Genomic DNA, 24,859 nt, shown 5'->3' with positions numbered 1-24,859 from the left:
GTTTAAAAAAATGAAAAAGCCTGGCTTAAAAAAGCCAGGCTTGAAACGGGTCAGATGGCGACCAGATGACCTTCCTGCAGGTGCAACACGCGGTCCATCTGGCGGGCCATGCTCATGTCATGGGTGACCACCAGGAACGCGGTGCGCATCTGGGTGCTCAGTTCCAGCATCAAGTCCTTGATGCCTTGCGCGGTATGCGAGTCGAGGTTGCCGGTCGGCTCGTCAAGCATCACCAGGCCTGGGTTGTTCACCAGGGCACGGGCGATGGCCACACGCTGGCGCTCGCCGCCGGACAGCTCCGCCGGTTTGTGCTCCAGGCGATGGCCAAGGCCGACGCGCTCCAGCAACGCCTTGGCGCGCTGGCGGGCTTCGGGGATCGCGGTCTTGCCGATCAGCAGCGGCATGCACACGTTTTCCAGTGCGGTGAATTCCGGCAGCAGGTGGTGGAACTGGTACACAAAACCGAGCGAACGGTTGCGCAGTTGGCCACGGGCTTTTTCACCGAGTGCCGAGAGTTCTTCGCCGGCCAGCCACACGCTGCCCTCGGAAGGCGTATCCAGGCCGCCCAACAGGTTGAGCAAGGTACTTTTGCCGGAACCGGAACTGCCGACGATCGCCACGCGCTCGCCCGGGTGCAGTTCCAGCTGCAGGTTGGACAACACCACTACCGACTCCGGGCCTTCCTCGTAGGATTTGCCCAGGTTGCGGCAGCTCAAGATAGCTTTTTCACTCATGCCCGATTCACTCATAACGTAAGGCCTGTGCTGGCTGGGTGCGTGCCGCGCGCCAGGCTGGATACAGGGTGGCAAGGAAACTCAATAGCAACGCCGCGCCGCCCACCATCAACACGTCCTGGGCCTGAACCTGGGACGGCAAGTAGTCGATGAAGTAGACGTCAGCGTTGAGAAACTTGTGGCCGATGACTTTTTCCAGCGCGGCAATGGCGGCGCTGACGTTCAGCGCGGCCAGAATGCCGACGGCGGTACCGATCAAGGTGCCGACCACACCGATCACGGTGCCCTGCACCATGAAGATCGCCATGATCTGGCCCGGCGTGGCGCCAAGGGTACGCAGGATGGCGATATCGCCCTTCTTGTCGTTCACCACCATCACCAGCGTGGAGATGATGTTGAACGCAGCCACGGCGACGATCAGCAGCAACAGCAGGCCAATCATGGCTTTTTCCATGCGGATGGCCTGGTAGAGGTTGCCGTGGGTGCGGGTCCAGTCGCGGGCGTAATACTGCGAGTCGCCCAAGTGCTGGGCGATTTCCCACGCGCCGCGCGGTGCATCGAACAGGTCGTTGAACTTGAGGCGCAGGCCCTGCACCTGATCCGGCTGCCAGCGATGCAGGCGCGCCAGGTCGGTGAGGTTGGTGAGGCCCAGGTAGCCGTCGATTTCGCCGGCGCCGACGTGGAAGGTGCCGACCACGGTAAAGCGCTTCATGCGCGGGAACATGCCGGCCGGGGTCACGGTGACTTCCGGCGCGACGAAGGTCAGCTTGTCGCCGATGCCCACGCCGAGCTTGGCCGCCGCCTTGTCGCCGATCACGATGCCGAAGCTGCCGGGTGCCAAGTCGTCGAGTTTGCCCTGCAACATGAACTTGTCGATGATCGACACGTTACGTTCCTGGGCCGGGTCAACGCCATTGAGCAGGATCTTCTGCACCTTGCCGTCGTTGGTCAGCAGCCCCTGCATCTGGGTAAACGGCGCAACGGCCACCACCTTGGGGTTCTGCTTGACCTTGGAGGCCAGGCTTTGCCAGTCGTTGATGGGTTCATCGGACTCGATGGTCGCGTGGGGCACCATGCCCAGCACGCGGGTGCGCATCTCATGATCGAAGCCGTTCATCACCGACAGCACCACGATCATCACGACCACGCCCAAGGCGAGCCCGATCATCGAGGTCAGGGAAATGAACGACACAAAATGATTGCGGCGCTTTGCACGGGTATAACGCGTGCCGATAAATACGAAGAGAGGTCTGAACATGTCGGGGCTTGTTCGGAGGAAAAGAAGACGTCCCGGTGGCGGGGTCTGGTAAGCAGCTTTACACTCTGACCATTACCGTTACCTGGGGTTCGCCATGTCGACATTAGATGAAGAAGAACGCCGCGAATACTACCGTATCGACGACATGATCGCACTTCAAATCAGCACACTGTCTGCCCCGGAAGCCGCGAGCAAGGAAGTGTTGCTGGATGATTCCCCGCTGTTCAATCTGCTCAGCGAACTGCACCTCAGCGAATTCGAAGCCCAGCACCTGCTGCGCCAGATCAGCGAGAAAGATCGCAGCCTGGCGGCCTTTCTCAAAGTCCAGAACAAACGCGTGGACCTGCTCAGCCAGATCATGGCCCGTGGTCTGTTGGACGAAGTCGGCGCACCGCAGCCGGTGATCATCTCCGAAGGCGGCATCGACTTCCAGTACCCCACGCCGCTGGCGCCCGGCGCGCACCTGGCGGTCAAGCTGGTGCTGATGCCCCAGGCGCTCGGCCTGCTGCTGCGCGCACGCGTGACGCATTGCGAGCCCAAAGGCGATGGTTTTGACGTGGGCACGGAGTTCGAATCCATGACCGACGCCCAACGCCAGTTGCTGGCGCGCTATATCCTGCAGAAACAGGCACAGGAACGCCGTCTGGCCCGGGAACAAAGCGACGACCTCTGAATACGTATTGAACACGCCAGCCTATCTGGCGCAAAGGAGCAACTGTGACCCTGATTTACGGCCACCGCGGTGCCAAAGGCGAAGCACCGGAAAACACCCTGACCAGCTTTCAGGAGTGCCTCAAGCACGGTGTACGCCGTTGCGAACTGGACTTGCACCTGTCCATGGACGGCGAGTTGATGGTGATCCACGACCCGACCCTCAAGCGCACCGCCGACCGGCGCGGCAAGGTCGTCGAATATTCAGCCGCCGACCTGGTAAAGATGGACGCGCGCAAAGGTGGCCCAGGCTGGGTCAAACCGTGCCCGATTCCCCGCCTGGAAGAACTGTTCGAACAGTGCGACTTCGATCACTGGCAGCTGGAAGTCAAAAGTGCCTCGCGCACCCGCGCCGCGACCACTGTGCTGGCGATCCGCGAGATGGCCGTGCGGCATGGCCTGATGGACAAGGTCACCGTGACCTCAAGTTCTCGGGAAGTATTGAAAGCAGCGGTGGAGCTCACCCCGGACCTGTCACGCGGCCTGGTGGCCGAATACGCCTGGCTCGACCCGTTGAAGGTCGCGCAGAACTACGGCTGTGAGTACTTGGCGTTGAACTGGACGTTGTGCACCCCCGAGCGCCTGGAAAAAGCCCAGCGTCAGGGTTTGCACGTGTCCGTGTGGACGGTCAACGAACCTGCGCTGATGCGCAGGCTCGCCGACTTCGGCGTAGATAGCCTGATTACAGACTTTCCCGGTTTGGCCACTGCCACCCTCGAGAATTACTGAAATCGGTCTCCCCGGCCGGCTCAGGCCACCGGCCGGAGCCGCTCAAAAAAGCCGGTTGAGGCCGTCGTAGGCCGCTACCCGATAGGCTTCGGCCATGGTCGGGTAGTTGAACGTGGTGTTTACAAAATACTTGAGGGTATTTTGCTCACCCGGTTGGCTCATGATCGCCTGGCCGATGTGCACGATCTCCGAGGCCTGGTAGCCGAAGCAATGCACGCCGAGAACCTCAAGGGTTTCACGGTGGAACAGGATCTTCAGCATGCCTTGCGGCTCACCGGCGATCTGCGCACGCGCCATGCTCTTGAAGAATGCCTTGCCGACTTCATAAGGCACCTTGGCCTTGGTCAGTTCGTGTTCGTTCTTGCCGATCGAGCTGATCTCGGGAATCGTGTAGATCCCGGTCGGCACGTCGTTCACATAACGCCAGCTGCCATTGTCGACGATGCTGCCAGCGGCCGAACGGCCCTGGTCATGCGCAGCACTGGCCAGGCTCGGCCAGCCGATCACGTCACCGGCACCGTAGATGTTCGGTACGCAGGTGCGGTAATTCTCATCCACTTCGATCTGGCCACGGCTGTTGACCTTGACCCCGATGTTTTCCATGCCCAGCTTGTCGGTGTTGCCGGTACGGCCGTTGCACCACAGCAAGGCGTCGGCCTTGATCTTCTTGCCGGACTTGAGGTGCAAAATCACCCCGTTATCCAGGCCTTCGACCCGCTCGTACTCTTCGTTGTGGCGCACGGTGATGTTGTTGTTGCTGAAGTGGTAGCTCAACGCCTGGGAGATTTCCGAGTCGAGGAAGCTCAGCAACTGGTCGCGGTTGTCGACCAGCTCCACCAACACACCCAGGCCACTGAAGATCGAGGCGTATTCACAGCCGATAACGCCGGCGCCATAGATGATCAGTTTGCGCGGGGTGTGGCCCAGGCTCAGGATGGTGTCGCTATCGTAGATACGCGGGTGGTGGAAATCGATATCGGCTGGGCGATACGGGCGCGAACCGGTGGCGATGATGATGTGCTTGGCCACCAGCTTCTCGACCACGCCATTGGCGCAGACCACTTCGACGGTTTGCTCGTCGGCGAAACTGCCGGTGCCAAAAAACAGGTCGACGCGGTTACGGGCGTAGTAACCCGTGCGAGACGCAACTTGCTTGGAGATGACTTTCTCGGCGCTTTTAAGCACGTCCGGGAACGAGAACCAGCGCGGCTCACCAATGGCCCGGAACATCGGGTTGGTGTTGAACTGCATGATCTGGCGCACCGAGTGACGCAAGGCCTTGGACGGGATGGTACCCAGGTGGGTGCAGTTACCGCCGACCTGGCGACGGCTATCGACCATCGCCACCTTGCGCCCCGCTTTGGCGGCGTTCATTGCCGCACCTTCTCCAGCCGGGCCGGAACCCAGTACCACCACGTCGTAGTTGTAGACAGCCATGCGTACTCCTCAGAACAGGCCAGGCGTACGGTTGGACGCCTGGCTAAATCATGCCGCGGCCAGCGGGCATGAAGGAAATTTTTGGCTCAAGTGTGTGAGCCGGGGCACAGTCTATATAAGGCTCAACGCCGCGCACATTAACCCTTGGTCGCGTCGTAGGCCAGTCTTGCCTTTACTACAGGAACTGCAAACTGGCATTACACTGCTGACACGCACCTTCGCAGGCGGGGCCATTATGCGGCATGTGGTTTTCTGTTTAATGATGATTTTTTCGCTGACAGCGCACGCCAGTGAAGCGAGTCGGCTTAAGCAAGCCGGTTTTGCTGCGCAAACGCATGAGCTGGCGCTGAAAAACCAGGCGGTGCTGGTGTATCTCTGGGCGGATGTGTACGCGGCAGCGCTGTATGCCCCGGCAGACGTCAACGCCAGACAGGCTTGGAACCAGCAAAAGGATGTGCGCCTGGCGCTGTATTACTTTCGCGACATCGACCGCAATGATGTGATCAAGGCCGCTACGGCTACCCTTGAACGCCAGCAATCCGCCGCAACCCTCGCCCGCCTGAAGCCCGAGCTGGACCAACTGCACGCCAGTTTCCGCAACATTCGCAGCGGTGACCGTTACGCCCTGGATTTTCGTCCTGGGCGTGGGCTGAGCCTGGAGATCAATGAGCAAGTGGTGTTCAGCAGTCGCGATGATGAATTGGCAAAGGCCTACCTCGGTATCTGGCTCGCGCCGAAAGGCCTGTCGGACAGCCTGCGCAACGCCCTCCTGAACTAACCAACGCCCCCAAAAACCCCAAAGAACCCTGTGGGAGCTGGCTTGCCTGCGATAGCGGTGGGTCAGCCACTCATTTGCGGACTGACACACCGCTATCGCAGGCAAGCCAGCTCCCACATTTGATTTTCATCGCCCTCGACAACTGCGCATTTAGTCATGCTTGCTATCAATTTTTATTGCCGGTAATGGCCAATACACATATGGTTACAAAACTACAGCAAGGACGAATGATGACCAGGGATCACTAATAAGACAGCCAACATGAGTGCATGACATGTCCACTACCACGGGCAAAGGCAAAGCGATTTTTCGCGTTGTCAGCGGCAACTTCCTCGAGATGTTCGACTTCATGGTCTATGGCTTCTATGCCACGGCCATTGCCAAGACCTTCTTTCCCAGCGACAGCGCGTTTGCCTCGTTGATGCTATCGCTTGCGACCTTCGGCGCCGGTTTCCTGATGCGGCCACTGGGCGCAATCTTCCTTGGCGCCTATATCGACCGCCACGGCCGCAAAAAGGGCCTGGTCATCACGCTGGCCTTGATGGCCGCCGGCACCATCCTGATTGCCTGCGTGCCCGGCTACGCCACATTGGGTGTGGCCGCGCCGCTGATCGTGCTGTTCGGTCGACTGCTTCAGGGTTTCTCTGCCGGCGTCGAGCTGGGCGGTGTGTCGGTGTACCTGGCAGAAATCGCCACACCGGGCCGCAAGGGCTTTTTCGTCAGCTGGCAGTCCGCCAGCCAGCAGGCTGCGGTGGTGTTCGCCGGTTTGCTCGGCGTGGGCCTCAACCACTGGCTCAGCCCGGAAGAGATGGGCGACTGGGGCTGGCGCGTGCCGTTCCTGATCGGCTGCCTGATCGTGCCGGTGATCTTCGTGATTCGCCGTTCGCTGGAGGAAACCCCAGAGTTCCAGGCACGTAAACACCGCCCTACCCTGCAGGAAATCGTGCGTTCGATCGGCCAGAACTTTGGCATCGTCATCGCCGGCATGGCGCTGGTGGTGATGACCACCGTGTCGTTCTACCTCATTACCGCTTACACCCCGACCTTCGGCAAGGCCGAACTGCACCTGTCTGACTTCGACGCATTGCTGGTGACGGTGTGCGTGGGCATCTCCAACTTTATCTGGCTGCCGGTGATGGGCGCGGTGTCCGACAAGATCGGGCGCAAACCCTTGCTGCTGGGTGCGACGATTCTGGCAATTCTCACAGCGTATCCGGCGCTGTCGTGGCTGGTGGCGAATCCGAGTTTCAGCCATCTGCTGATCGTGCTGTTGTGGTTGTCGTTCCTGTATGGCTCGTACAACGGGGCGATGGTGGTGGCGCTTACCGAGATCATGCCGATTGAAGTGCGCACCACTGGATTCTCGCTGGCTTATAGCCTGGCAACGGCGACCTTTGGTGGGTTTACGCCGGCGGCCTGTACTTACCTGATCCATGTACTGGATAACAAGGCGGCGCCAGGGATTTGGCTCAGTGGTGCGGCGGTGTTGGGGCTGATTGCGACGTTGGTGCTGTTTAAAGGCAATCGGCATGAACTGCGGACGGCGCAGGCTTCGGTGGTTGGCGGCGCCTGATAGACCGCTATCGCAGGCAAGCCAGCTCCCACATTTGACGGTGTTCACAAGTCGAAATGTGGGAGCTGGCTTGCCTGCGATGAGGCCCTGATATTCACCACAAAACCAACAGCCACAAAAAAGCCCCGAACCAGTCGGGGCTTTTTCATTTACCGCAAAGGCTTAGCGCGGGAATGCTGGCGGGTTAACCCCGGCCATGTCTTCCATCACTCGAACCACCTGGCAGCTGTAGCCGAACTCGTTGTCGTACCACACGTACAGCACAACGCGGTTGTCCTGGGTAATGGTCGCTTCAGCGTCGACCACACCGGCGTGACGCGAGCCCACGAAGTCGGTGGACACCACTTCCTGCGAGTTAACGAAGTCGATCTGCTTATGCAGGTCGGAGTGCAGCGCCATGTAGCGCAGGTACTCGTTCATCTCTTCGCGGGTGGCGGCTTTCTCAAGGTTCAGGTTGAGAATGGCCATCGACACGTTCGGCGTCGGTACGCGGATCGCGTTACCGGTCAGCTTGCCGGCCAGCTCAGGCAGGGCCTTGGCAGCAGCGGTGGCAGCACCGGTCTCGGTGATCACCATGTTCAACGCGGCGCTACGGCCACGGCGATCGCCTTTGTGGAAGTTGTCGATCAGGTTCTGGTCGTTGGTGTACGAGTGAACCGTTTCAACGTGACCATTCACGATGCCGAACTTGTCATTCACAGCCTTCAGCACCGGCACGATGGCGTTGGTGGTGCAGGAAGCAGCGGACACGATCTTGTCGTCAGCGGTGATTTCGCCGTGGTTGATACCGTGCACGATGTTCTTGAGCTTGCCCTTGCCAGGCGCAGTCAGTACAACGCGGTCGATACCTGGGCAGGCCAGGTGCTGGCCCAGGCCTTCGGCATCACGCCATACACCGGTGTTGTCCACCAGCAGTGCGTCCTTGATGCCGTATTGGGTGTAATCCACCTCGGCCGGGTTCTTCGCGTAGATCACCTGGATCAGGTTACCGTTGGCGGTGATGGTGTTGTTTTCTTCGTCGATGACGATGGTGCCGTTGAACGGGCCATGTACCGAGTCGCGGCGCAGCAGGCTGGCACGCTTGGTCAGGTCGTTCTCGGCGCCTTTACGCACCACGATGGCACGCAGGCGCAGGCCGTCGCCGCCACCGGTTTTTTCGATCAGGATGCGCGCCAGCAGGCGGCCGATACGACCGAAGCCGTACAACACCACGTCGGTGCCTTTGCGGGCTGCAGCGTTTTGCTGACCAACCACATCGGCCATTTCTTCACGCACGAACTGCTCGGCGCTGCGGCCGGCACCTTCTTTGCGGAACTTGTAAGCCAACTTGCCCAGGTCTACCGAAGCCGCGCCGAGCTTGAGCTCGCTCATGGCTTTAAGCAGAGGGAATGTTTCGTGGACGGAGAGTTCGCTGTCGTCGGCAGAACGATGGCGAGCAAAGCGATGGGCTTTGAGAATCGCGATGACTGACTGGTTGATCAGGCTGCGGCCATAGATCGAGCTCACCACATTGTTATTGCGGTACAGCTGACCGATAAGCGGAATCATCGCTTCAGCGAGTGCTTCACGGTCGATCCATTCACCAAGACACTGGTCGGGCTTCTGAGTCACGGGAACCTTCCACATGTAGGGGCAGAAAAAAGGGGCTACATTATGCCGCCCGACCGGCCTCGGAGCAATGCGCGTCAGGCAACAAAAAGTGCTTGCGAAAAAATCACACACCGCTGCAGCCCAGTAAATACGCGGCTTCCAGAAGGCCGCTGGTTGAGCGCCAACGCCGACTTGTCCGTAACCCTCCGAAACATCCACGCAAAATAGCACTACATATTGAGTCAAAACCCGCCATTGTTTGTCTTAGCCACTACATTTCCTGCAAACCGTAATAGGCTCAGTCAGCAACTGACAGGCGGCACCTTGGACCGCTACAATTACCGACTTTGTCGCAACGCTTGGAGCTCAACCTTCCGTGCCCGTTCTGCGTCTACCGCTTCTCCCTGCCGCGGCAGGTAAACAGCACTGGGGCAACCTGCCCGGTGCCGCCCTGAGCCTGGCCATTGCCGAGGCTGCCAGCGCAGCCAAGCGCTTTACCCTGCTACTCACCGCCGACAGCCAAAGCGCCGAGCGGCTGGAGCAGGAGCTGAGCTTCTTCGCCCCCGATTTGCCGGTGCTGCATTTCCCCGACTGGGAAACCCTGCCCTACGACCTGTTCTCGCCGCACCAGGACATCATTTCCCAGCGCATCGCCAGCCTGTACCGCCTGCCGGAACTGGCGCACGGCGTGCTGGTGGTGCCGATCACCACCGCCCTGCACCGCCTGGCGCCGACCAAGTTCCTGCTCGGCAGCAGTCTGGTGCTGGATGTCGGCCAGAAACTCGATGTAGAGCAGATGCGCACGCGCCTGGAAGCCAGCGGCTACCGCTGCGTCGACACGGTGTACGAACACGGCGAATTCGCGGTGCGTGGTGCGTTGATCGACCTGTTCCCGATGGGCAGCAAACTGCCGTACCGCATCGACCTGTTCGATGACGAAATCGAGACGTTGCGCACCTTCGACCCGGACAACCAGCGCTCCATCGACAAAGTAGAGTCGATCAAGCTGCTGCCGGCGCGCGAATTCCCGCTGCAAAAAGACGCGGTCACGCGCTTCAAGGCGCGCTTTCGCGAACGCTTCGACGTCGACTTCCGCCGCTGCCCGATCTTTCAGGATTTAAGCAGCGGGATTACACCGGCCGGTATCGAGTACTACCTGCCGCTGTTCTTCGACGAAACCTCCACCCTGTTCGATTACCTGCCCGCAGACACCCAAGTGTTCTCGCTGCCGGGCATCGAGCAGGCGGCGGAAAACTTCTGGAACGACGTGCGCAACCGCTACGAAGAGCGCCGCGTCGACCCGTCGCGACCTTTATTGCCGCCCGCCGAGCTGTTCCTGCCGGTGGAAGACTGCTTCGCCCGCCTGAAAAACTGGCCGCGCGTGGTCGCCAGCCAGCAGGACGTGGACACCGGCAGTGGTCGCGAGCGTTTCCCGGCGAGCACGCTGCCGGACTTGGCGATCCAGGCCAAAGCCACCCAGCCACTGGAAGCGCTGTCGAATTTCCTTGGCGACTTCCCTGGTCGCGTGCTGTTTACCGCCGAATCCGCCGGCCGTCGCGAAGTGCTGCTGGAATTGCTGGAACGCCTGAAGCTGCGCCCGAAAACCGTCGACAGCTGGCCGGATTTCGTCGCCGGCAAAGAGCGCCTGGCGATCACCATTGCGCCGCTGGACGAAGGCTTGTTGCTGGACGACCCGGCGCTGGCACTCATCGCCGAGAGCCCGCTGTTCGGTCAGCGAGTGATGCAGCGCCGGCGCCGTGAAAAACGCGCCGACGCCAACAACGACGCGGTGATCAAGAACCTCACCGAGCTGCGCGAAGGCGCGCCGGTGGTGCATATCGACCACGGCGTGGGCCGTTACCTGGGCCTGCAGACCCTGGAGATCGACAACCAGGCCGCCGAATTCCTCACCATGGAATACGCCGAAGGCGCCAAGCTCTATGTGCCGGTGGCCAGCCTGCACCTGATCGCCCGCTATACCGGCAGCGACGACGCGCTGGCGCCGTTGCATCGCCTGGGCTCCGAGACCTGGCAGAAAGCCAAGCGCAAGGCCGCCGAACAGGTGCGCGACGTAGCGGCCGAGTTGCTCGACATTTATGCCCGCCGTGCCGCGCGCGAAGGCTATGCGTTTGCCGACCCGAAAGCCGACTACGCCACCTTCAGCGCCGGTTTCGCCTTCGAAGAAACCCCCGACCAGCAAACCACCATCGAAGCGGTGCGCGCCGATATGCTGGCGCCCAAGCCGATGGACCGCCTGGTGTGCGGCGACGTGGGCTTCGGCAAAACCGAAGTGGCCATGCGCGCGGCGTTTATTGCCGTGCACGGTGGCAAGCAAGTAGCGATTCTGGTGCCGACCACCCTGCTCGCCCAACAGCACTACAACAGCTTCCGTGATCGCTTTGCCGACTGGCCGGTGACCGTGGAAGTGATGAGCCGGTTCAAATCCGCCAAGGAAGTCAACGCCGCCGTCGCTGACCTGGCCGAGGGCAAGATCGATATCGTGATCGGCACGCACAAGCTGCTGTCGGACGATGTGAAGATCAAGAACCTGGGCCTGGTGATCATCGACGAAGAGCACCGCTTTGGTGTGCGTCAAAAAGAACAGCTCAAGGCCCTGCGCAGCGAAGTCGACATTCTTACGCTCACTGCGACGCCGATCCCACGCACGCTGAACATGGCCGTGTCGGGCATGCGCGACTTGTCGATCATTGCCACGCCGCCGGCGCGCCGGTTGTCGGTGCGCACCTTTGTGATGGAGCAGAACAAAAGCACGGTCAAGGAAGCACTGCTGCGCGAATTGCTGCGTGGCGGCCAGGTGTATTACCTGCACAACGACGTGAAGACCATCGAGAAATGCGCCGCCGACCTCGCCGAACTGGTGCCGGAAGCCCGTATTGCCATCGGCCACGGGCAGATGCGCGAGCGCGAACTCGAACAAGTCATGAGCGACTTCTATCACAAGCGCTTCAACGTGCTGATTGCCTCGACCATCATCGAGACCGGCATCGACGTGCCGAGCGCCAACACCATCATCATCGAGCGCGCCGACAAGTTCGGCCTGGCGCAATTGCACCAGCTGCGTGGCCGTGTGGGCCGTAGTCACCACCAGGCCTATGCCTACCTGCTGACTCCGCCGCGCCAACAGATCACCTCCGATGCCGAAAAGCGCCTGGAAGCGATCGCCAATACCCAGGACCTCGGTGCCGGTTTTGTACTGGCCACCAACGACCTGGAAATCCGTGGCGCCGGCGAACTGCTCGGCGACGGCCAGAGCGGACAGATCCAGGCCGTGGGTTTCACCTTGTATATGGAGATGCTCGAGCGCGCAGTGAAAGCCATCCGCAAGGGCGAACAACCGAACCTCGACCAACCCTTGGGCGGCGGCCCGGAAATCAACCTGCGTTTGCCGGCGCTGATTCCCGAGGACTACCTGCCCGACGTGCACGCGCGGCTGATTCTGTACAAGCGCATCGCCTCGGCCACCGACGAAGAAGGCCTCAAGGACTTGCAAGTCGAGATGATCGACCGCTTCGGCCTGCTGCCCGAGCCAACCAAGAACCTGGTGCGCCTGACGCTGCTGAAATTGCAGGCCGAACAGCTGGGCATCAAGAAAGTCGACGCCGGGCCGCAGGGTGGGCGCATCGAGTTCGAGGCGCAAACGCCGGTGGACCCATTGGTGCTGATCAAACTGATTCAGGGCCAACCCAACCGCTACAAGTTCGAAGGGGCTACGCTGTTCAAATTCATGGTGCCGATGGAGCGTGCCGAAGAACGCTTCAATACCCTGGAGGCGCTGTTTGAGCGCCTCCTCCCGAAATCTGCTTGAAGGACGCCCCCATGCGCCTGTTCCGCATTCTGAGCTTAGTGTTGGTGGTGGTCGCACCTTCGGCGTTTGCCGACAGCCCGTACCTGGTTGAAATGATCCTGGTGCGCCAGAACGCCGAACCGGTGATCAACAGCCGCGCCGCGCCGGAAAACTGGGATGCCGGCGCTGCGCGGTTGCCGACCGACAAGCTAAGCCCACCGCGGCTGGGCAACATCGTCGACAAGCTCAGTGCGGACAATAGTTACACCGTATTGCTGCACCGGGCCTGGGATCAGAACCTTGGCGAGCAACCCGTGAAGCTGGCCATTACCGACGGCCAGGAGCAGTTCGGCCAGTTCCCCATCGAAGGCACGCTGAACCTGCAACTGGGGCGCTTTACCGATATCGACGCGGATTTCTGGATCAACCAGTTCGACGCCAATGGCAGCGTGATTGCCAGCGAACACTTGAGCCAGCAAGACGTGCGCACCAAGAACAACCAACTCAATTACCTGGATGGCGGCCACTTGGCGCTGCTGATCAAGATCACTTCGCTGACCGCCAAACCACCCAGTGCGCCACCGCCCGACATTCAGGACTGATCCAGCGCCATGCCCCTGACGTCGTCGTTGACCAAACCCCTGGCCCCTTCGTGGGCCAATCGCTTTAAAGAGCAAAGCCTTGAGCGCGGGCGGCGCTACGCCCTGGAAAACCGCGTGCGCATCGTCGAGTCCGGCGACAGCACCATCATCGCCAGCTGCGAAGGCTCTGGCGGCAATGTATACCGACAAACCATCTCACTGCGCGAATCGGCCAAGGGCACGCTGATCCTGGTGGACAGCCGCTGCACCTGCCCGGTACACACCAACTGCAAACACATCGCGGCAGTGCTGCTCAAGGTCCAGGAAACCCTGGCTTACCCGGCCGCCGCGCAAGATGCCGAGCTGTTGGAAAAACTCCAGGCCGTGCTGGATAACCGCGTGGTGCTGCCACAGGTGGTGATGGAAGATGTGCGGCCAGTGCCGCGCCTGTGGCTGGCCAGCGTGGAGTTCAGCGCGTTTGAACCGCGTAATGGCAAGATGCAGCGCTATATCCAGCACCGTGCGGCGCTGTCGTTCAATTACCTGGGCAACTATGTCAGCGGGCAAAAAAACGCCGACATCATCGTGCGCCAGGAAACCCAGAGCCTGCGCATCAAGCGCCATCCGGAACTGGAGCAACCCTATCGCGAACAACTGCGCCTGCTGGGCTTCAAGATCGCTACACGCCAGAGCAAGGCCTTGCCGGAGAGTGCCGGTGAATTGTTCGAAATGGTCAATGACAGCGCCTGGTTGAACTTCACCCTCAACGCCTCGCCGACCTTGCGCGCCGAGGGTTGGGAGTTGCAGATCGATGAGGATTTCGGTTTCGACTTGAGCACCGTCGATGACTGGTACGCCACCGTCGACGAAGGCCCGGAACGCGACTGGTTCGACCTGGAGCTGGGGATTATCGTCAATGGCGAGCGCCTGAGCCTGTTGCCGATTTTGCTCAACTTGATGCGTTCGCATACCGAAATCCTCAACCCGGAAAAACTTGCCCGGCGCCGTGACGACGAGCTGATCCTGGTGAATATTCCCGGCCTGCCCAACGGCCACGGCCCGCTGCAAGTGGCTTTGCCGTACGGCAGGCTCAAGCCGGTGCTGGCAACCCTTGGCGAGTTTTACCTACAGGAAACCGGCACCACCAGCTTGCGTCTGGCCAAAGCCGACGCCATTCGCCTGAACCCGCTGGAAGACCTGCCGCTGCAATGGGAAGGCGGTGAGAAGATCCGCAATTTCGCCCAGCGCCTGCGCGACATCAAGGACTTCACCTGCGTGGCGCCCGAGGGCTTGAACGCGACCTTGCGCCCGTATCAGCTGGAAGGCTTGAGCTGGATGCAGTCGCTGCGTCAGCTCGATGTCGGCGGGATCCTTGCCGATGACATGGGCCTGGGCAAAACCCTGCAGACCCTGGCGCATATTCTCAGCGAAAAGGCCGCCGGACGCCTCGACCGACCGTGCATGGTGGTGATGCCCACCAGCCTGATTCCCAACTGGCTGGATGAGGCGGCGCACTTCACACCGCAACTGCGGGTGCAGGCGCTATACGGCGCTGGCCGTAAGAAACATTTCCCCCATTTGCAGGACTATGACCTGCTGCTGACCACCTACGCGCTGCTGCCCAAGGACATCGACACGCTCGCCGCCCTGCCCTTGCATGTGCTGATCCTCGATGAAGCCCAATACATCAAGAACCCCAACAGCAAGGCTGCCCAGGCCGCGCGCGAGCTCACTGCTCGCCAGCGCCTGTGCCTGAGCGGCACGCCGCTGGAAAACCACTTGGGCGAGCTGTGGTCGCTGTTCCACTTTCTGCTGCCGGGCTGGCTGGGTGACGTAAAAAGCTTCAACCGCGATTACCGCGTGCCCATCGAAAAGCGCGCCAGTGAGGTGCGCTTGCAACACCTCAACGGTCGGATAAAACCTTTCCTGCTGCGCCGCACCAAAGAGCAGGTGGCCACCGAGCTGCCGCCCAAGACCGAGATCATCCATTGGGTCGACCTCAATGAGGCCCAGCGCGACGTGTACGAAACCATGCGCCTGGCCATGGACAAGAAGGTGCGCGACGAAATCACCCGCAAGGGCGTGGCGCGCAGCCAGATCATCATTCTTGAAGCGCTGCTCAAGTTGCGCCAGGTGTGCTGCGACCTGCGCCTGGTCAACGACGCCACCCTGCCCGCCCGTGGCAGCAGCTCGGGCAAACTCGACAGCCTGCTGGAGATGCTCGAAGAGCTGTTTGCCGAAGGGCGCCGGATATTGTTGTTCTCGCAGTTCACCTCGATGCTGAGCCTGATCGAAGCCGAGCTGAAAAAACGCGGCGTGCCCTACGCATTACTCACCGGCCAGACCCGCGACCGGCGCACGCCAGTGAAGGATTTTCAGAGCGGCAAGCTGCAGATTTTTCTGATCAGCCTGAAGGCCGGCGGCGTGGGCTTGAACCTGACCGAGGCGGATACGGTGATCCACTATGACCCGTGGTGGAACCCGGCGACGGAAAACCAGGCGACCGACCGTGCGTATCGCATCGGGCAGGAGAAGCCAGTGTTCGTGTACAAGATGATTGCGCGAGGCACGGTGGAGGAGAAGATCCAACACCTGCAGAAGGAAAAGTCTGATCTGGCAGCAGGCGTGCTGGATGGGCGCACGACCGGGGATTGGCAGTTGGGTAATGAGGATATCGAGGCGTTGTTTGCGCCGTTGCCCAACAAGCAAGAGAAGCGCTGACGGTTAGATCGCTATCGCAGGCAAGCCAGCTCCCACCCTTGAATGTATTCACAAATCGAGAGTGGGAGCTGGCTTGCCTGCGATGGCAGCGACGCGGTGTTCAGTCGATCAACTGAGCATCGCGCAACGCGGTAAGCGCCACCAGCCAACGCGGATCCTGCTTGTACTCCGTAGAGGCAATCGCCTGCCCACGCATCCGCGCAATCCGCGCCGATGGCGTAACCTTCATGCGCTGCGCCGCAGTCAGTGCCAGCTCAGCAGCAGCACGGTCATTACACACCAACCCCATATCACAACCGGCCGTCAGCGCCGCCTCAATTCGACTGGCCGCATCACCGACCACATGAGCGCCAGCCATGGACAGGTCATCGCTGAAAATCACCCCGTCAAATTGCAACTCGCCACGCAAAATATCCTGCAACCAGCGACGCGAGAAACCGGCGGGTTGGGCGTCCACTTGCGGATAAATGACGTGGGCCGGCATCACCGCCGCCAATTGCTTGCTCAGGCGTGCGAAAGGCACCAGGTCATTTGCGCGAATCTGTTCCAGGCTGCGCTCGTCGTTTGGAATCGCGACGTGGGAATCCGCCTCGGCCCAGCCATGGCCCGGGAAGTGTTTACCGGTGGCCGCCATGCCGGCGCTGTTCATGCCGCGAATGAATGCACCCGCGAGCACGGCAGCGCGCTCCGGATCGCCTTCGAAGGAACGGGTGCCGACAACGGCGCTGCGTTGGTAGTCGAGGTCAAGCACCGGGGCGAAGCTCAGGTCGAGGCCGACCGCCAGCACTTCAGTGGCCATGATCCAGCCGCACAGCTCGGCCAGGTATTCGGCGTTGGGTTTATCCGCCAGCAGGCGCATGGCCGGCAGACGCACAAAGCCCTGGCGCAGGCGCTGCACACGCCCGCCTTCCTGATCGACCGCCAGCAGCAGGTCTGGGCGCACCGCGCGAATGGCCGCACTCAATTCGCGCACTTGCCGCGGGTGCTCGATATTGCGCGCAAAAATGATCAACCCGCCCACTTCAGGCTGGCGCAACAACTGGCGATCCTCGGCCGTCAGCCAAGTACCGGCCACATCGACCATTAACGAACCTTGCAGGGCAGCAGTCATAAACTTTCCTTAAATAACGCACACAACCCGTTGCCCTCACCTGGCGCAATAAGCGCAGCGAGCACAACGGGTTGTGAGTAAATAGCTGAAATCGGCATGGCGGCTAGCTTAGCCGCCGCGCACACCTGGGGCAATCACGCCTTGGCGACGGCCGGCGTAGATTTGCTGCGCGCACGCAACTGGGCAGCGGCCATGACCGGATCGGTCACGCCGGTTTCGGCACGCATGCCGGCGGCAAGGAACGGCACCATCAGGCGCATCACTTGTTCGATGGACGTGTTGACGCCAAAATCGGTCTCGGCAATCGCACGCAACGCCTTGATCCCGGACATGCTGAACGCGGCAGCGCCGAGCATGAAGTGCACACGCCAGAACAGTTCGATCGGCGGAATACGCGGCGCAGCTTCGTTGACCAGCAGCATGTAGCGACGGAACACCTTGCCGTACATGTCTTCCAGGTAACGGCGCAAGTGGCCCTGGCTCTGGCTGAAGGCCAGCCCTAACAGGCGCATGAAGATCGACAGGTCATTGCCGCTGCGCGGTTGAACCACCAAGGCTTGCTCAACCAGGATTTCCAGCAGGTCTTCCAGGCTTGGCTTGTTTTCGGGCTTGGTCTGGCGACGCTCCAGCTCACGGTCGAGGCTGGCGCAGAACGGCCCCAGGAAGCGCGAGAACACCGCCTGGATCAGGGCTTTTTTCGAGCCGAAATGATAGTTCACAGCGGCGAGGTTAACCCCAGCCTTGCTGGTAATCAGCCGCAATGAAGTTTCAGCAAATCCTTTTTCCGCGAACAATTGCTCGGCAGCATCGAGAATGCGTTCAACGGTTTCCGACTGGGCCATGGCTACTCCGCCTGACAAACACTTGTTTGAAACATACGTTTCAGGGTGTGTCTTGTCAAGCCTGCGAGGCCGTTTTCCGGCCGGGCAGTCATCTATTTCATCGCTATTTAATCACATCCTTCGCGCCCTGTAGGCAGCGCTGTCTATGCCTTGCAGGAAGAGTGACAGACGACCGTCCAGCGGAGTGCCAAAAAAGGATGATTGCCAAGCGCAGTTCACTGTATATAATCCCAGTCACTGTATAAAAAGACAGAGCGATCAACATGCTAAAACTGACGCCACGCCAAGCTGAGATTCTGGCTTTTATCAAGCGCTGCCTCGACGACAACGGCTACCCGCCGACGCGAGCGGAAATTGCGCTGGAACTGGGGTTCAAGTCCCCCAACGCCGCCGAAGAACACCTCAAGGCCCTCGCCCGCAAAGGTGCGATCGAGATGACCCCAGGTGCTTCACGCGGTATTCGCATCCCTGGCTTTGAAGCCAAGGCCGACGAATCGACCCTGCCGATCATCGGTCGCGTCGCCGCCGGTGCGCCGATCCTGGCGCAGCAGCACGTCGAAGAGTCCTGCAACATCAACCCGACTTTCTTCCATCCGCGTGCCGACTACCTGTTGCGCGTACACGGCATGAGCATGAAGGACGTGGGCATTTTCGACGGTGACCTGCTGGCTGTCCACACCACTCGCGAAGCCCGTAATGGTCAGATCGTCGTCGCCCGTATCGGCGACGAAGTCACCGTCAAACGCTTCAAGCGCGAAGGCAGCAAGGTCTGGCTTATGGCCGAGAACCCTGAGTTCGCCCCGATTGAAGTGAACCTGAAAGATCAGGACCTGGTGATCGAAGGCTTGAGCGTCGGCGTTATTCGCCGCTAAAGGAGGCACCATGCAACTCGTGCACACCCCACAACACACACAACTGTCGCTGTTCGAGGCCTTTATGGCCCAACCCCTTGCGCCCATTCTCAAGGAAGCGGTCGAGGCCCCTTGGGGCTCCGAACCTGAGGCGTTCAGTGAACTGTCGTTGCGCGGTGCTGCCGGGAGCTGCCTGAGCCTGCTGGCGCCGATCCTTCGAGAATTGAGCGAGGAGCTGGACGCACGCTGGCTGACGCTGATTGCCCCACCCGCCAGCCTGACCCAGGCCTGGCTGCGGGACGCCGGCCTCAACCGTGAGCGCATCCTGCTGCTGCAACCGCGCGGTGCGCAAAGTGCTCAGCAACTGACGTGCGAAGCCTTGCGCCTGGGGCGCAGCCACACGGTGGTGAGCTGGTTGAACCCGCTGAATGCAACAGCCAAGCAGCAGCTGATCAGCGCCGCGCGCACGGGCGATGCGCAGAGTTTGAATATTCGATTGGGGTAATGGGATCTGCTGCAGGCCAGCCGTATGGATGGGCTTGTTATGGCAGGCGAGCCTGTTGTGGCAGGTGAGCTTGTTGTGGCGAGCGAGCTTGCTCGCGCTGGGCTGCGCAGCAGCCCCAAAACCAGGCACCGTGGAATACCTGATACAGCGCATTAAATCTATTCAGGGCCGCTTCGCAGCCCAGCGGGAGCAAGCTCCCTCGCCACAGAAGCCCGGTCGTCAGAACACTTCCGACAGCGCGTCATTGCTACTCAGTGAAGCACCCGCGGCCCATCTTCCTTCTCCGGCTCGCCTTCGGCCAGGCGACCAGCCATCTGCACACCAACGCTCAACATGGCTTTTGCCACTTCTACATGTTGGCCCTGCAGGAACACTTTTGCATCTTCGGAAAAATCCAAAATAACCAGAGAACCCTCGTCCTCGGCCCTGCGCAGCTCGATTCGGCCGTCAGGCAACTCTACAATTTCCAGAAAGGACGTTGGCATATAAGTCTGTTCTCCACGAAAGGCCGGGATTATATCAGTCATCCACCCAGCCTCGCTGAGGATCTGAACAGGTTTCTTAACGGCTTGATGAATGGTGCTCTTCGGCAAGACTGCTCTCAATGTGGGAGCTGGCTTGCCTGCGATTACGGTGCATCAGCAAATGGCCGGCAAGCTGACCCAGCCTATCGCAGGCAAGCCAGCTCCCACCTTTGTTCAGCGCAAACCTCTTAACACTCGTTCAAGCCTTCACGAAACCGCAACGCCATCTTCTTCAGCTCCTGGCGCCAGCTTTCCAGCTCTTCGCGGCTCAAGGGCTTGGGCTCATCCTCTCCCAGCGCAACGGCCACGATCAGCGGCTGTGTCACATCACCCTTGGGCACATGGGGAACACGCGGCGGCTGGAACATATCCGCATGCGCTTTGAGCAATCGAGCAACCCAACTGTCGGGGCTCTGCGCCATTTCCACCAGTTCGGCCAGTTCAGGAATCGCCATGCTGTCCAGCACTTCGCGGTTCATGAGCATTTCTGCGCGTGGTGCGCCCGCCTGGGGCAAGCGGTAGAACCCGGCAATTTCATGGCACAGGCCCAGCAAAGCGCCATAGAGGTGGAACAACGCCGCCTCACGCCCGGCCTGGACCAGCGCGATGGCATTCATCTCCTTCCCTTCCTCGGCGCGGCCAAGGGCTTCCAGGGACAAACCCGCGAAGTAAATTTTCTGATTGGTACGGGTATAGAGTTCGTTGGCCATAACGGCAATCTCCACAACGAAATAAGCGTGATGCTGGCTGAACAGTGTCACGGATCAGCCAAGTTTCCTGCAAGCGTAAAAAAAGGCCGCCTTTTCAGGCGGCCTTTGTAGCTGGCAGATCAGCCGATCAAGCGCCCTGGCGCTTGTCCTCGACCTTCCACTTGCCGCCGTCGTAGAAGGCTTTCCAGCCGGTAGGCTTGCCGTCCACTTCGGTCTGCACGTACTGCTCCTTGGTTTTGCGGCTGTAGCGGATCACGGACGGGCGACCGTCGGGATCCTTCTTCGGCGCTTCACACAGGAAGTGGTACTTCGGATCGATCTCGTCCTTGTGCGGCACGATCTCCATCACCAAGGGTGCACGGGTCTCGCGGTTTTTCGGGAACTGGCTGGCCGCCAGGAACAGACCCGAAGCGCCGTCACGCAGGATGTAGGTGTCGTTGACCTTCTCGCACTTGAGTTCAGGCATCTTCACCGGGTCCATCTTCGGCGGCGCCGCGTCACCGCTTTTGAGCAGTTTGCGCGTGTTCTTGCAAGTCGGGTTGGTGCAGCCGAAGAACTTGCCGAAACGACCGGTCTTGAGCTGCATCTCGCTGCCGCACTTGTCGCATTCCAGGCTCGGACCTTCGTAGCCTTTGATGCGGTAGGTGCCCTCTTCGATCTCGTAGCCATTGCAATCCGGGTTGTTACCGCAGATGTGCAACTTATGCTTCTCGTCGAGCAGGTAGGCGTCCATCGCCGTGCTGCAGATCGGGCAACGGTGCTTGCCGCGCAGTACCAGCGACTCGGATTCACCCTCGTCGTCGGCGGCAATCTCATCGCCTGGCACCAGGTTAACGGTGGCCTTGCAGCGCTCTTTCGGCGGCAGGCTGTAGCCCGAGCAACCGAGGAACACACCGGTGGATGCGGTACGAATCTGCATCGGGCGGCCGCACGTCAGGCACGGGATGTCGGTCATCACCGGTTGGTTGGCGCGCATGCCGCTTTCAGGGCTTTCGGCTACTTCGAGTTTCTTTTTGAAGTCGCCGTAGAACTCATCCAGCACGTTTTTCCAGTCGCGTTCGCCCTGCGCCACGTCATCGAGGTTCTCTTCCATGCCGGCGGTGAAGCCGTAATCCATGAGGTTGGAGAAGCTCTCGGACAGGCGTTCGGTGACGATGTCGCCCATCTTTTCCGAGTAGAAACGACGGTTGTGCAGCGCTACGTAGCCACGGTCCTGGATGGTCGAGATGATTGCCGCATAGGTCGAAGGACGACCAATACCGCGTTTTTCCATCTCTTTTACCAGGCTGGCTTCAGAGTAACGCGCCGGCGGCTTGGTGAAGTGCTGGGACGGGTCGAGCTTGATCAGCTTCAACGTGTCGCCCTGGGCCATGTCCGGCAGCACGTCGTCATCGCCTGGCTTGGCGATTTGCGGCATCACGCGGGTATAGCCGTCGAACTTGAGGATACGGCCCTTGGCACGCAGCTCGAAGTCGCCTGCGCCCACGCTGACGGTGGTGGACAGGTATTGCGCCGGCAGCATCTGGCAGGCCAGGAACTGGCGCCAGATCAGCTCGTAGAGGCGCTCAGCATCACGCTCCATGCCGCTCAGCTTGCTTGGCTCGGTGTTGGCGTCGGAAGGACGAATCGCTTCGTGAGCCTCTTGTGCGCCTTCCTTGCTGCTGTAGACGTTCGGCTTTTCCGGCAGGTACTTCTTGCCGAACTCGCTTTCAATATAAGTGCGCGCCATCGCCACCGCGTCTTGCGACAGGTTGGTGGAGTCGGTACGCATATACGTGATGTAGCCGGCTTCGTACAAGCGCTGGGCCATCATCATGGTCTTCTTCACGCCAAAGCCCAGGCGGTTGCTCGCGGCCTGTTGCAAGGTGGACGTGATGAACGGCGCCGACGGCTTGCTGCTGGTTGGCTTGTCTTCGCGCTTGACGATGCTATAGCTGGAAGCCTTGAGCTTCTCCAGCGCGGCCATGGCCTGGGCTTCGTTCAGCGGCTTGAAGGCCTCGCCTTTCTCACGGGCCACTTCAAAGCGCACGTTGGCGCCCTTGGCAGTCCCCAGGTCAGCGTGGACTTCCCAGTATTCTTCGGGGTTGAACGCACGAATCTCGCGCTCACGCTCCACCACCAGCTTGACCGCTACCGATTGCACACGGCCGGCGGACAGGCCACGGGCGATTTTCGCCCACAGTAGTGGCGAGACCATGTAACCCACCACGCGGTCGAGGAAACGACGCGCCTGCTGGGCGTTAACACGGTCGATATCCAGCTCACCCGGCTTGGAGAAGGCTTCCTGGATGGCTTTCTTGGTGATTTCGTTGAACACCACACGCTTGTAGCGGCTGTCATCACCGCCTATGGCTTCGCGCAGGTGCCAGGCAATGGCTTCCCCTTCGCGGTCCAAGTCCGTCGCGAGATAGATGGTGTCGGCATCTTTGGCGAGCCGGCGCAGCTCTTCGATGACCTTTTCCTTGCCTGGAAGGATTTCGTACTTGGCCTTCCAGCCGTGATCCGGGTCCACACCCATGCGTGAGACCAGCTGCTTGCGCGCTTTCTCTTTAGGGCTGAGCACCGGACCTTCGCCCGCAGCGGCCTTGCCGCGCTTGGCGGCAGGCTCCTTGCTGGCGCTAGCCGAACCGCTGGTGGGCAGGTCTCGGATATGGCCGATACTCGACTTCACCACGTACTCGTTGCCCAAGTACTTGTTGATGGTCTTGGCCTTAGCCGGGGATTCCACAATGACCAGCGATTTGCCCATGGATCGGAAAATTCCTGAATTCGAGAAGTGAAAGGCAGTTGGCGCCTGTCGCGGCAACGCTATATATAGTGGCAACAAGGTGAGGTCAAGCGCAGCATTCTGCGCGGCCTGCCGTTATTGCCCTGAAAAAAGACTGGGTTCGACCTGCACCAAAGCAAAGCGCGGGACCTGCTCGCCGTCAACTTCGACGGTCTGAAGGAACATGCTCAATGGGCGCACCCAAAAGCCGTAATCGCCATACAGTGCTTGGTAAAACACCACTTCTTCTTCGGTCTCGGAGTGCCGCGCCACATTAAAAACGCGGTACTGCGGGCCCTTATAATGTTGGTAGAGCCCTGGTTCGACTTTCATGCTTTGGCCCTCGTGCAAAATTTGTTGAAAAAAAATATTAAAAATTCCAAAAAACAAAAACCGGGGCACTGGGCCCCGGCTTCCGTCAGCGAAACGTTTAGATACGTTCGAAGACGGTGGAAATGCCTTGGCCGAGACCAATGCACATGGTTGCAACCCCAAGGTTGCCGCCATTTTGCTTCATCACGTTAAGCAAAGTGCCGGAGATACGTGCACCGGAGCAACCGAATGGGTGGCCCAGGGCAATCGCGCCGCCGTGCAGGTTAACCTTCTCGTTCATCTTGTCGAGTACTTTCAAATCTTTCAGCACTGGCAGGGCCTGTGCGGCGAAAGCTTCGTTGAGCTCGAAGAAGTCGATATCGGAGATGGTCAGGCCCGCGCGCTTCAAGGCTTTTTGTGTGGCCGGTACTGGACCATAGCCCATGATTGCCGGGTCCACACCTGCCACTGCCATCGAACGGATCACCGCCATCGGCTGAATGCCCAGGTCCTGGGCACGTTGCGCCGACATCACGATCATGCACGAAGCACCGTCGGTGATTTGCGACGACGTACCGGCTGTCACGGTGCCGCCCTTTGGATTGAAGGCGGGTTTCAAGGCCGCCAGGCTTTCCAGGGTGGTATCCGGACGAATGGTTTCGTCGTAGTCGAACAGTTTGAGGAAACCGTTCTCGTCGTAACCGTTCATCGGGATGATTTCATCCTTGAACTTGCCTTCCACGGTCGCCTTGTGGGCCAACTGGTGGGAGCGCACGCCGAATGCGTCCTGGGCTTCGCGGGTAATGCCGTGCATTTTGCCGAGCATTTCTGCGGTGAGGCCCATCATGCCCGAGGCTTTTGCCGCGTACAGCGACATGTGCGGGTTAGGGTCGACGCCGTGCATCATGCTGACGTGGCCCATGTGCTCCACGCCGCCGACCACGAACACATCGCCGTTGCCGGTCATGATCGCTTGCGCAGCAGTGTGCAGCGCGCTCATCGACGAACCACACAGGCGGCTGACGGTCTGGCCAGCTGCGGTGTGCGGGATCTGGGTCATCAACGACGCCATGCGCGCGATGTTCCAGCCCTGCTCCAGGGTCTGGTTGACGCAGCCCCAGATCACGTCTTCGACTTCGTTAGGGTCGACCTTGACGTTACGCTCCAGCAATTTGCTGATCAGGTGCGCCGACATGTCTTCGGCGCGGGTGTTGCGGTGCATGCCGCCCTTGGAGCGGCCCATTGGCGTGCGACCGAAGTCGACAATCACCACGTCTCTTGGATTCAAGCTCATAAATATTCTCGCTCTAGTCGTCTGGG

At 60.2% G+C, this 24,859-nt stretch carries 20 protein-coding genes; 9 read left to right on the top strand and 11 right to left on the bottom strand.

Annotation, left to right across the window (positions count from 1 at the left end; all coding sequences use genetic code 11):
- Positions 1-50 precede the first annotated feature (50 nt).
- The gene (gene lolD / locus AOA62_RS11430) at positions 51-734 is read right to left on the bottom strand and encodes a lipoprotein-releasing ABC transporter ATP-binding protein LolD (RefSeq protein WP_020372695.1); all 684 of its coding nucleotides are present in this window, start codon (positions 732-734) and stop codon (positions 51-53) included.
- 7 nt (positions 735-741) lie between these two features.
- Positions 742-1,992 (bottom strand): lipoprotein-releasing ABC transporter permease subunit, encoded by a 1,251-nt coding sequence (locus AOA62_RS11425; protein ID WP_099548679.1) that lies wholly within the window; start codon positions 1,990-1,992, stop codon positions 742-744.
- Positions 1,993-2,086: 94 nt separating this feature from the next.
- Here AOA62_RS11425 and AOA62_RS11420 point away from each other — a divergent pair, with 94 nt between their 5' ends.
- Both AOA62_RS11420 and AOA62_RS11415 read left to right on the top strand, forming a co-directional pair.
- Positions 2,087-2,665: a PilZ domain-containing protein gene (locus tag AOA62_RS11420; RefSeq protein WP_017137434.1), complete on the top strand. Its 579-nt coding sequence runs from the start codon at positions 2,087-2,089 to the stop codon at positions 2,663-2,665.
- Positions 2,666-2,709: 44 nt separating this feature from the next.
- Positions 2,710-3,432, top strand: coding sequence for a glycerophosphodiester phosphodiesterase (locus AOA62_RS11415; RefSeq protein ID WP_017137433.1), 723 nt, complete (start codon positions 2,710-2,712; stop codon positions 3,430-3,432).
- A 42-nt stretch (positions 3,433-3,474) separates the two neighbouring features.
- On the opposite strand, the gene sthA is transcribed toward AOA62_RS11415, so the two are convergent.
- Positions 3,475-4,869 carry a Si-specific NAD(P)(+) transhydrogenase gene (gene sthA, locus AOA62_RS11410; protein WP_017137432.1) on the bottom strand — a complete coding sequence of 465 codons (1,395 nt, stop codon included), beginning with the start codon at positions 4,867-4,869 and terminating at the stop codon, positions 3,475-3,477.
- A gap of 235 nt (positions 4,870-5,104) precedes the next feature.
- On the opposite strand from sthA, the gene AOA62_RS11405 reads away from it, so the two are divergent.
- Positions 5,105-5,647, top strand: coding sequence for a chalcone isomerase family protein (locus AOA62_RS11405; protein WP_017137431.1), 543 nt, complete (start codon positions 5,105-5,107; stop codon positions 5,645-5,647).
- Between the two features lie 274 nt (positions 5,648-5,921).
- A complete protein-coding gene (locus AOA62_RS11400; RefSeq protein ID WP_017137430.1) occupies positions 5,922-7,220 on the top strand; it encodes an MFS transporter in 1,299 nt (432 codons plus the stop codon).
- Positions 7,221-7,382: 162 nt separating this feature from the next.
- Here AOA62_RS11400 and AOA62_RS11395 read toward each other — a convergent pair whose 3' ends face one another.
- Positions 7,383-8,846, bottom strand: a complete 1,464-nt coding sequence (locus tag AOA62_RS11395; protein WP_017137429.1) for a glyceraldehyde-3-phosphate dehydrogenase — start codon at positions 8,844-8,846, stop codon at positions 7,383-7,385.
- A 340-nt stretch (positions 8,847-9,186) separates the two neighbouring features.
- On the opposite strand from AOA62_RS11395, the gene mfd reads away from it, so the two are divergent.
- The 3 genes from mfd to AOA62_RS11380 are packed head-to-tail and all read left to right on the top strand — an operon-like array spanning position 9,187 to position 15,917.
- Entirely contained in the window at positions 9,187-12,636 is a 3,450-nt protein-coding gene (gene mfd, locus AOA62_RS11390; protein ID WP_099548678.1) for a transcription-repair coupling factor, read from the top strand.
- Positions 12,637-12,647: 11 nt separating this feature from the next.
- A complete protein-coding gene (locus AOA62_RS11385; RefSeq protein ID WP_017137427.1) occupies positions 12,648-13,217 on the top strand; it encodes a CsiV family protein in 570 nt (189 codons plus the stop codon).
- 9 nt (positions 13,218-13,226) lie between these two features.
- A complete protein-coding gene (locus AOA62_RS11380; protein WP_099548677.1) occupies positions 13,227-15,917 on the top strand; it encodes a DEAD/DEAH box helicase in 2,691 nt (896 codons plus the stop codon).
- Between the two features lie 100 nt (positions 15,918-16,017).
- Here the strand turns inward: AOA62_RS11380 and nagZ are convergent, their stop codons facing one another.
- Positions 16,018-17,028: a beta-N-acetylhexosaminidase gene (gene nagZ, locus AOA62_RS11375; protein WP_099548676.1), complete on the bottom strand. Its 1,011-nt coding sequence runs from the start codon at positions 17,026-17,028 to the stop codon at positions 16,018-16,020.
- Between the two features lie 134 nt (positions 17,029-17,162).
- Positions 17,163-17,870, bottom strand: coding sequence for a TetR/AcrR family transcriptional regulator (locus tag AOA62_RS11370; RefSeq protein ID WP_017137424.1), 708 nt, complete (start codon positions 17,868-17,870; stop codon positions 17,163-17,165).
- A 263-nt stretch (positions 17,871-18,133) separates the two neighbouring features.
- Here AOA62_RS11370 and lexA point away from each other — a divergent pair, with 263 nt between their 5' ends.
- Together lexA and sulA are read left to right on the top strand one after the other, a co-directional pair.
- Entirely contained in the window at positions 18,134-18,742 is a 609-nt protein-coding gene (gene lexA / locus AOA62_RS11365) for a transcriptional repressor LexA (RefSeq protein ID WP_017137423.1), read from the top strand.
- A 10-nt stretch (positions 18,743-18,752) separates the two neighbouring features.
- Complete coding sequence (gene sulA, locus AOA62_RS11360) at positions 18,753-19,226, top strand: SOS-induced cell division inhibitor SulA (protein WP_017137422.1); 474 nt, start codon at positions 18,753-18,755, stop codon at positions 19,224-19,226.
- Between the two features lie 251 nt (positions 19,227-19,477).
- On the opposite strand, the gene AOA62_RS11355 is transcribed toward sulA, so the two are convergent.
- The 5 genes from AOA62_RS11355 to fadA all read right to left on the bottom strand — a co-directional run bounded on the left by AOA62_RS11355 (position 19,478) and on the right by fadA (position 24,833).
- Complete coding sequence (locus AOA62_RS11355) at positions 19,478-19,711, bottom strand: hypothetical protein (RefSeq protein ID WP_010212068.1); 234 nt, start codon at positions 19,709-19,711, stop codon at positions 19,478-19,480.
- 227 nt (positions 19,712-19,938) lie between these two features.
- Complete coding sequence (locus AOA62_RS11350; protein WP_026013729.1) at positions 19,939-20,460, bottom strand: DUF6586 family protein; 522 nt, start codon at positions 20,458-20,460, stop codon at positions 19,939-19,941.
- Between the two features lie 127 nt (positions 20,461-20,587).
- Entirely contained in the window at positions 20,588-23,209 is a 2,622-nt protein-coding gene (gene topA, locus AOA62_RS11345; protein ID WP_099548675.1) for a type I DNA topoisomerase, read from the bottom strand.
- A 114-nt stretch (positions 23,210-23,323) separates the two neighbouring features.
- The gene (locus AOA62_RS11340) at positions 23,324-23,560 is read right to left on the bottom strand and encodes a DUF1653 domain-containing protein (RefSeq protein WP_056857286.1); all 237 of its coding nucleotides are present in this window, start codon (positions 23,558-23,560) and stop codon (positions 23,324-23,326) included.
- 97 nt (positions 23,561-23,657) lie between these two features.
- Entirely contained in the window at positions 23,658-24,833 is a 1,176-nt protein-coding gene (gene fadA, locus AOA62_RS11335) for an acetyl-CoA C-acyltransferase FadA (RefSeq protein WP_017137418.1), read from the bottom strand.
- Positions 24,834-24,859 lie beyond the last annotated feature (26 nt).

Origin of the sequence: Pseudomonas sp. 2995-3, from assembly GCF_002742565.1 — a bacterium.
Classification (GTDB): Bacteria; Pseudomonadota; Gammaproteobacteria; order Pseudomonadales; family Pseudomonadaceae; genus Aquipseudomonas; species Aquipseudomonas edaphica.
Note: the sequence above shows the minus strand (reverse complement) of the source record. Positions and strands in the feature narration are given on the sequence as shown.

Excerpts from the sequence above, each read along its gene's own strand:
- AOA62_RS11370 (WP_017137424.1), bottom strand. The coding sequence starts at position 17,870 with ATGGCCCAGTCGGAAACCGTTGAACGCATTCTCGATGCTGCCGAGCAA.
- AOA62_RS11400 (WP_017137430.1), top strand. The coding sequence starts at position 5,922 with ATGTCCACTACCACGGGCAAAGGCAAAGCGATTTTTCGCGTTGTCAGC.
- AOA62_RS11395 (WP_017137429.1), bottom strand. The coding sequence starts at position 8,846 with ATGTGGAAGGTTCCCGTGACTCAGAAGCCCGACCAGTGTCTTGGTGAA.
- lolD (WP_020372695.1), bottom strand. The coding sequence starts at position 734 with ATGAGTGAAAAAGCTATCTTGAGCTGCCGCAACCTGGGCAAATCCTAC.
- sthA (WP_017137432.1), bottom strand. The coding sequence starts at position 4,869 with ATGGCTGTCTACAACTACGACGTGGTGGTACTGGGTTCCGGCCCGGCT.
- fadA (WP_017137418.1), bottom strand. The coding sequence starts at position 24,833 with ATGAGCTTGAATCCAAGAGACGTGGTGATTGTCGACTTCGGTCGCACG.
- sulA (WP_017137422.1), top strand. The coding sequence starts at position 18,753 with ATGCAACTCGTGCACACCCCACAACACACACAACTGTCGCTGTTCGAG.
- AOA62_RS11420 (WP_017137434.1), top strand. The coding sequence starts at position 2,087 with ATGTCGACATTAGATGAAGAAGAACGCCGCGAATACTACCGTATCGAC.
- AOA62_RS11405 (WP_017137431.1), top strand. The coding sequence starts at position 5,105 with ATGCGGCATGTGGTTTTCTGTTTAATGATGATTTTTTCGCTGACAGCG.
- lexA (WP_017137423.1), top strand. The coding sequence starts at position 18,134 with ATGCTAAAACTGACGCCACGCCAAGCTGAGATTCTGGCTTTTATCAAG.
- AOA62_RS11425 (WP_099548679.1), bottom strand. The coding sequence starts at position 1,992 with ATGTTCAGACCTCTCTTCGTATTTATCGGCACGCGTTATACCCGTGCA.
- AOA62_RS11385 (WP_017137427.1), top strand. The coding sequence starts at position 12,648 with ATGCGCCTGTTCCGCATTCTGAGCTTAGTGTTGGTGGTGGTCGCACCT.
- AOA62_RS11380 (WP_099548677.1), top strand. The coding sequence starts at position 13,227 with ATGCCCCTGACGTCGTCGTTGACCAAACCCCTGGCCCCTTCGTGGGCC.
- AOA62_RS11355 (WP_010212068.1), bottom strand. The coding sequence starts at position 19,711 with ATGCCAACGTCCTTTCTGGAAATTGTAGAGTTGCCTGACGGCCGAATC.
- AOA62_RS11340 (WP_056857286.1), bottom strand. The coding sequence starts at position 23,560 with ATGAAAGTCGAACCAGGGCTCTACCAACATTATAAGGGCCCGCAGTAC.
- nagZ (WP_099548676.1), bottom strand. The coding sequence starts at position 17,028 with ATGACTGCTGCCCTGCAAGGTTCGTTAATGGTCGATGTGGCCGGTACT.
- topA (WP_099548675.1), bottom strand. The coding sequence starts at position 23,209 with ATGGGCAAATCGCTGGTCATTGTGGAATCCCCGGCTAAGGCCAAGACC.
- AOA62_RS11350 (WP_026013729.1), bottom strand. The coding sequence starts at position 20,460 with ATGGCCAACGAACTCTATACCCGTACCAATCAGAAAATTTACTTCGCG.